This is a genomic window from Micromonospora sp. NPDC002717 (genome assembly GCF_040295705.1).
Classification (GTDB): domain Bacteria; phylum Actinomycetota; class Actinomycetes; order Mycobacteriales; family Micromonosporaceae; genus Micromonospora.
In genome coordinates, this window is the sequence record NZ_JBEOVW010000020.1 from 118,500 (window position 1) to 125,375 (window position 6,876).

Below are 6,876 nucleotides of genomic sequence, written 5' to 3' on the forward strand. Positions count from 1 at the left end.
CGGGTCTCTGCTCCGTTCGTTCCTCGCCGACCGTCCCGGGATCAGGCGACGTAGCCGGCGCCGACCGGGAGTGCTACGCCAGTGACGTAGCTGGATGCGTCGCTGCACAGCCACAGCACGGCGGCTGCGACCTCCTCGGGACACCCCAGTCGGCCGAGCGGCACGCCCGCGGCGGAGGCCTCGGGGTCGGGGGTCATCTGGCGATGCCGATGGTCACTTCTTGCCCATCAAGCCGCACGATCTGGTCGATGTCATCGGTTGAGCCGATCTTGGTGAGGGAGTTGGAGACGGTGTTGCCTTCGGAGGTGTAGAAGAACCCGATGTTCCCCCACGGGATGTAGGAGAACAGGTCTCCGGCGACCGGGTTCAAGCCCTCAGCATCCGTGTAGTCGAGCTCTCCGGTCGGGGAGGCGACCTTTTCCTTTCCGCCGAAGTCGGAGAACGTCAGCGTCATCGGCAGCATCGGCGCGATCGGCGGCGGCGACCCGCTCTACGATCCCGCCGCACTCGCCGAGCGCCTCTGGCACCTCCACACAGCGCTCGGTCCGTTCCGCATCACGGTCGGCGAAGAAGCTGCATGATTCGCCGCGGAACCGGTTCACGAGGGAGACACAGCTGGCGGGCTGCTGCGGTTGTGCTGGTGCTCGCCTGCATCGGGCTGACTGCCTGTGCCGCGTCTGACGATCCCGCACCGGCCACGCAGTCCACGACTGTCCCATCGACGCCTGAGACACCTGCCACGGACACCTCGCCCGAGCCCTCCGAGATGACCACGACCGACACCCCGGTCCGCATCGTGATCGGAGACGTGACGCTGCACGCGGCGCTCTGGGACAACCCCGCCGCGCGGTCGCTCCTCGAACAACTCCCGCTCACGCTTGAGTTCTCAGACTACGGCGGCCGAGAAGTGATCGCACAGCCACCACAGCCGATCGGGATGGAGGGCATGCCCGAAGAGGACTGCCCGGTAGCTGGCGACCTCGGCTACTACGCGCCCAGCGGCGTCGTCTCAGTGCACTACTCCGATATCGGCTGCTGGAATGGCAGCGCCAGACTCGGCCGCATCGACGGCGACCTGTCCGCGGTTCAGGGACGAAGCGCCCCTTTCATCGTCACCATCGAACGGGCCGACTGACCAGCGCGATCAGCGAGGCGTTATCAATTCATGAGCAAGCCAGGTAACCGCACAACGAACACCAGGGGCGGCGCATCACTGTCCTCGCGCTTGTCTTCGCCATCGCCGGGCTGACGGCATTCTCCGCAGACGACACTCCGGAATCGGCACCATCAGCCGCCACGGATCCGCCAGCGACCACCGCACCGCCGACCCAAACGACACCGCCGACTACGTCAGAGCCCGCGCCGAAGCCGTCAGGAGAGACCATGAGCGAGATCCCCATCCGCATCGTCATCGGCGACCAAACCCTCGAAGCTAGGCTCTGGGATAACCCCGCCGCTCAATCACTACTCGACCAGTTGCCGCTCACCCTCGATTTCTCCGACTACGGCCGTCAAGAGGTGCTCGCCGAGCCACCGCAGCCGCTCACGATGGAGGGCATGCCGGCAGGTGAGAGCGCCCCCGCCGGCACCATCGGGTACTACGCACCCAGTCGTGCTCTGGTGCTCTACTACACCGACGTCGGCCGTTTCAACGGGATCGCGCGGATCGGCCAGGTGGACGGCGATGTATCGATCCTCGAAGGCTGGAGCGATTCGCGTCCTGTGACCATCGAACGCGCCGACTAAACACGCAAAGGAACCCGGCAGCAGTGCCTCGCATCCTCGTCACTGGAGCCTCGACAGGACTCGGCCTGCTGACCGCCATCTCGCTCGCAGAGGCCGGGCACGAAGTGACCCTGCCCGCAATGGGCGACGCATCGAAGACTCCGGGGTCCTGGGTCTGATGCAGCGCACCGTATACGGGAATCTCGCCGACATCGATGAGCCCGCAAGGTCGCCGAGGAAGCAAAACTGTTCGGACGGTTCGACACGGTGATCCACAACGCGGGAGTCATCGACGGCCCGATGTTCTCGCCGTCACCGTGGTCGCTCCCTTCGTACTGACAGTTCTGACGAGTCGGCTGCGATGCGTCTGGCGTGCACCGTTTCGGCTCGATCCGGGACCGGCCCCGGTCCGGCTGCTGCACGATGTGAAGATCTACCGAGAGTGGGAGAATATGCTCGACACCGCTGAACCAGACACCATCCTGACGTCGCCGTTCACACCGGTCTCCTTCGGGGAGATCGCGTTGGCCAACCGCATAGTGATGGCGCCGATGACGCGGCTGCGGTCTGCCCCGAACGGCGTCCCCGGAGACCTCCTGGTCGAGCACTACCGGCAGCGGGCAGGCCTAGGGCTGATCGTCACCGAGGGCACCTACCCGAGCCCGGCTTCGCAGGCGTATGTCGGACAGCCTGGCATCGCGACCGACGAACAGGCAGACGGCTGGCGTCGAGTAGCCGATGCCGTGCACGCCGTTGGTGGCAGCATCGTCCTACAGATCATGCACGGCGGTCGCACGGCGCACCCTGAGACCAACGGCGGCCGCCGGGTCATCGCCCCCAGCCCGATCGCGATCGACGGTGAGGTGCACACACCAGGCGGCAAGCAGCGGTTCGTCGTGCCCGAGACCATGACCATCAACGACATCCAGCAGGCTGTTGAAGAGCACGTCGCGGCGGCACGCCGTGCCGTCGAGGCCGGGCTGGACGGGGTGGAGATCCACGCAGCCAACGGCTACCTGCTCCAACAGTTCCTCTCACCAGCATCGAATCAGCGCACCGACGAATACGGCGGCTCCCCGGACAACCGCGCACGCTTCGTCATCGAGGTCGTCACCGCCGTCGCGGACGCCGTGGGGGCGGGACGCGTAGGCGTGCGCATCTCGCCCGAGCACAACTACCAGGACACCTTCGAGACCGACCGCGACGACGTACTGGCCACCTACGGCGGCCTGCTGAATCGACTTCAGCCCTCGGGGCTCGCGTACCTGTCGGTGCTGCATCACAAGCCGGCCGGCGAGCTCGCCGAGCAGCTCGCCCAGCATTTCAGGGGCAGCATCATCGTCAACAGCGGGTTCGCGACGACGACCACGCTCCAGGAGGCCAGGACACTTTTGCAGGCACCGTTCGTCGACGCCGTCGCCGTGGGCCGGGCCGTCATCGCCAACCCCGACCTCGTCGAACGCTGGAAGGGTGACCACCCCGAGAACCCGACTCGGCCCGACCTGTTCTATGCGAGCGGCGCCGAAGGCTACAACGACTACCCGTTCCTCCCTTCCCACTAGCCGCGCCGGCCGGCGGGACCGCTGTGTCGCACGCCGAGTGGCCGCACGTCGCCCCGCAGGCGGCGACCGTCGAGATCATCCCGCACTCGGCCGACTGACCGCGCAACTCGACCAACAGGACCACAAGGAAAGGACAGCAGTCATGGTCACCTACGATTTCTCTGGCAAGGCCGCCATCGTCACCGGCGGGAGCGCCGGGATGGGCGCCGCGACGGTGCGTGCATTCGCCGAGGCCGGTGCCGCAGTCGCGATCGCCGATCGCGACGGCGAGACCGCCGAGCGGTTCGCCGCCAAGCTGAACGACGAGGGATACCGGGCTCTGGGCATCGCCTGTGACGTAACCGACGAGCAGCATGTCCGGAACGCGGTCGACCGCACGGTGGAGGCGTTCGGGAGCCTCGACATGGCATTCAACAACGCCGGCATCATGCTCCCGCCGGTCGACTCGGCCGACGAGACAGCGGAGGCGTTCGACAAGATCGTCGCGGTCAACCTGCGCGGCGTGTGGGCGTCGATGAAGCACGAGCTCGCCCAGATGCGCATGCAGGGGTCCGGCGCAATCGTGAACTGCTCCTCTCTCGGCGGGCTCGTCGGCGGCAACGGGCGCGCCACCTACCACGCGACCAAGCACGGCGTGCTCGGCCAGACCAAGAGCGCCGCTCTGCAATACGGCCCGCTCGGCATCCGCGTCAACGCGGTCTGCCCCGGCACGATCGACACCCCGATGGTCGCCCGGATGACCGCCGGCGGGGAACTCGACCCGGAGGCTGCGGTCGCCGCGATCCCGATGGGCCGGCTCGGACGCCCCGAGGAGATCGCCGCCGCGGTGCTATGGCTGTGCAGCGACGCGGCGAGCTATGTCACCGGCGTGGCCCTCCCTGTCGACGGCGCCTACACCGCCCAGTAACCCCGCGAGAGGGCACGAGGCCGACGACACGCCCGACCGCAACCGACCGCGGGGCTTCTGCCGCCGTACCTGGAGCGGCAGTCACCGCGGCTCGTGGCGCTCTCCCTGGAAGAGGGCCCAGCTGCGATGGACGAACGCCGCGCGATCAAGACGCTGCTGCGCCCCTGACCGAGCACCACACCGAGGAGCACGCGATGGAACTCAAGCCCGTCAACCCCACCGTCAAGACACCCGCGCAGAACTTCACCGGCGACGTCTACCTGACCCCCATCTACAACGGCACTGAGCCGTCGCGGATGACCGTCGCCCTCGTCCGCTTCACCCCTGGTGCCCGCACCAACTGGCACTCCCACGCCGTAGGCCAAACCCTGCACGTCACCGAGGGCGTGGGCCTGGTCGGCACCCGCGCCGGCACCGTGCTGCGCGTCCGCGCCGGCGACACCGTGATCTGCCCGCCCGGCGAGGAGCACTGGCACGGGGCCGCCGCCGACACCTTCATGAGCCACCTCGCCATGCTCGAGAACCTCCCCGACGGCGGCGACCCCACCACCTGGCTCGAACCCGTCACGAACGAGCAGCACCAGGCCGCGAACCAGCAATGATCCACCCGTAGCCTGGCGCCGCAGATCGGGGTGCAGGCAACCGTTAAAACGAGCATCTCGCTGGTCGATAGCCACACTCGCTGGCCAGAGCGGCCCGGGTGGTTTCGCCGACGAGTACGACCTGCCGAAGCACTACGGCGTGGTTACGCGCCTGGGGGGTCTGGTCTTTCACGGTGGTTCGCTCGGTCATGTCACCCCAAAATTTCAGCCGTTGGTTCAGGCGTGAAGTAGGAGAGCAATAGCCAGAGCGCGGCAACTTGGACGAAGATCAGCTGAACCGAAACACCTGGTCACAGCGGCAACGTTTTTGGGGGCGGATCATCGTCGGTGCGGTTGGTCGCTGGCAGCCAGCACACGAAGGTGCTACCGGCACCCAATCGGGAGAAGACCGCGACCTGACCGCCGTGCGACTCGGCGTCGTCGCCGACGTCGACGCGGCGCAGCGTGTGCGGCAGCGTCCGGGCGGCGTCGGCGATCACGTAGGCGTCGCGCGCGTCGGTCTTCGCACTACCGGGGTGCAGGTCCGCGATGCGGCGCATCGCCAGTCCGGGCAGGTAGGCCACCTGATGACCGCAGGCCCGGGCGACCGCGACCGGCAGGGCGCCGATAGAGGCGGGCTGGTCGACCACCACGAGTACCCGGCCGTGGCGGGCGAGCTTGTCGAACACCTGCCGCAGCTTTCCCTCGGTGTTGACCAAAGTCGCGTCGTGCAGCCGCTTGCCGTCCCGGTTCAACGCGACGGCATGGTGGCCGTCCTTACCGACATCGAGACCGAGAAACACCTCGTAGTCGCCGTGCACGTATCGCCTCCCCGCGACGTCGCCTCGGCTGGTCGCCAGTCTGGCGTCGACTGCCGGCACCCACGTTACGAAGAGACCTACCCCAACCCCGCGAGTGGTCGTGTCCCTATCAGCGGTCCATCGACGCCACCCGGCCCGGCGACAACACCCCCCGGATCATCGGAACGACAGGGGAGGTAAGTCATACCAGGCCGGGCGACCGAGAAGTCCCCGGCTGGGGACGATCAAAAAGGTAACGGGGGGAACCACCGACGATGGGTGTACTCGCAGTACATCCCAGTTCAAGACGGCGCGTCGTACCGTCGAAGGCGTGAACAACCGAGCCGAAGTGCACGACTTCCTCACCTCCCGCCGCGCCAAGATCACACCGAAGCAGGCCGGAATCCCCGCCGGCGGGCAGCGCCGCGTGCCCGGCCTGCGCCGCAGCGAGGTCGCGGCACTAGCCGGCATGAGCGTCGAGTACTACGCCAAGCTCGAACGCGGCCAACTGGCCGGCGTCTCCGCCAGCGTCCTCGACGCCATCGCGCGCGCTCTGCAGCTCGACGACGCCGAACGCGCCCACCTCATTCGCCTCGCGCAGGAGGCCAACGGCAGCAGCGCGCTGCTGCGGCGCAGCCCGCGGTCAAAACGGTGGACTGTACGGCCCAGCCTCCAATGGTCCCTTGATGCCATCACCGCCCCAGCAATCGTGGTGAACCGGCGACAGGACCTGCTCGCCGCCAACCTGCTCGGCCGGGCCATGTACAGCGACGTCTACGCCGACCCCACCCACACACCGAACTTCGGCCGGTTCACGTTCCTCGACACCGCCGCGCGCCGGTTTTACCCAGACTGGAACCTCGCGGCCGACATGCTCGTGGCAAACCTGCGCACCGCAGCCGGCGTGGACCCGCACGACAAGGGTCTGCACGACCTGGTCGGCGAGCTGTCCACCCGCAGCGACGATTTCCGCCGCCGCTGGGGCTCGCACAACGTGCGCATCCACGGCACCGGTGTCAAGACCTTCCACCACCGCGTGGTGGGCGACCTCGAGCTCGCGTACGAAAGCATGGAACTGATCGCCGAGCAGGGACTCGTCATGACGATCTACGCCGCCGAGCCGGCCTCCCCGACCGCGGAGGCCCTTACCCTTCTCGCCTCTTGGGCATCAACCAGCAGCGACAACAGCCCCTCGGCGTCGAGTCGCTAAAGGACGTCTCGTAACTCGGCGGTCGGTCCATGGTGGATCATGTCGGGGTGCAGGTGATCTCGGCGACCCGTCAGGAGTGGATCTTTCCGTT

The 6,876-nt window shown here is 67.4% G+C and carries 8 protein-coding genes and 1 pseudogene; 6 read left to right on the forward strand and 3 right to left on the reverse strand.

Annotated elements, in window-relative coordinates:
• Window positions 1-41 precede the first annotated feature (41 nt).
• A complete protein-coding gene (locus ABT006_RS25705; protein ID WP_350710369.1) occupies window positions 42-197 on the reverse strand; it encodes an SDR family oxidoreductase in 156 nt (51 codons plus the stop codon).
• Window positions 194-463, reverse strand: a complete 270-nt coding sequence (locus tag ABT006_RS25710) for a cyclophilin-like fold protein (protein WP_350710371.1) — start codon at window positions 461-463, stop codon at window positions 194-196. The genes ABT006_RS25705 and ABT006_RS25710 overlap by 4 nt, the downstream gene beginning before the upstream one ends.
• A 303-nt stretch (window positions 464-766) precedes the next feature.
• Here ABT006_RS25710 and ABT006_RS25715 point away from each other — a divergent pair, with 303 nt between their 5' ends.
• The 5 genes from ABT006_RS25715 to ABT006_RS25735 all read left to right on the forward strand — a co-directional run bounded on the left by ABT006_RS25715 (window position 767) and on the right by ABT006_RS25735 (window position 4,796).
• Complete coding sequence (locus ABT006_RS25715) at window positions 767-1,135, forward strand: cyclophilin-like fold protein (protein ID WP_350710373.1); 369 nt, start codon at window positions 767-769, stop codon at window positions 1,133-1,135.
• A 248-nt stretch (window positions 1,136-1,383) separates the two neighbouring features.
• Complete coding sequence (locus ABT006_RS25720) at window positions 1,384-1,746, forward strand: cyclophilin-like fold protein (protein ID WP_350710375.1); 363 nt, start codon at window positions 1,384-1,386, stop codon at window positions 1,744-1,746.
• A gap of 431 nt (window positions 1,747-2,177) precedes the next feature.
• A complete protein-coding gene (locus tag ABT006_RS25725; RefSeq protein WP_350710377.1) occupies window positions 2,178-3,287 on the forward strand; it encodes an alkene reductase in 1,110 nt (369 codons plus the stop codon).
• Between the two features lie 142 nt (window positions 3,288-3,429).
• The gene (locus ABT006_RS25730) at window positions 3,430-4,194 is read left to right on the forward strand and encodes a glucose 1-dehydrogenase (RefSeq protein WP_350710379.1); all 765 of its coding nucleotides are present in this window, start codon (window positions 3,430-3,432) and stop codon (window positions 4,192-4,194) included.
• Window positions 4,195-4,388: 194 nt separating this feature from the next.
• Window positions 4,389-4,796 carry a (R)-mandelonitrile lyase gene (locus tag ABT006_RS25735; protein ID WP_350710380.1) on the forward strand — a complete coding sequence of 136 codons (408 nt, stop codon included), beginning with the start codon at window positions 4,389-4,391 and terminating at the stop codon, window positions 4,794-4,796.
• Window positions 4,797-5,212: 416 nt separating this feature from the next.
• Here ABT006_RS25735 and ABT006_RS25740 read toward each other — a convergent pair.
• Window positions 5,213-5,596: pseudogene (locus ABT006_RS25740) on the reverse strand (IS110 family transposase); the annotation flags it as partial.
• A gap of 310 nt (window positions 5,597-5,906) precedes the next feature.
• On the opposite strand from ABT006_RS25740, the gene ABT006_RS25745 reads away from it, so the two are divergent.
• The gene (locus tag ABT006_RS25745) at window positions 5,907-6,785 is read left to right on the forward strand and encodes a helix-turn-helix transcriptional regulator (RefSeq protein WP_350710382.1); all 879 of its coding nucleotides are present in this window, start codon (window positions 5,907-5,909) and stop codon (window positions 6,783-6,785) included.
• Window positions 6,786-6,876: the final 91 nt, after the last annotated feature.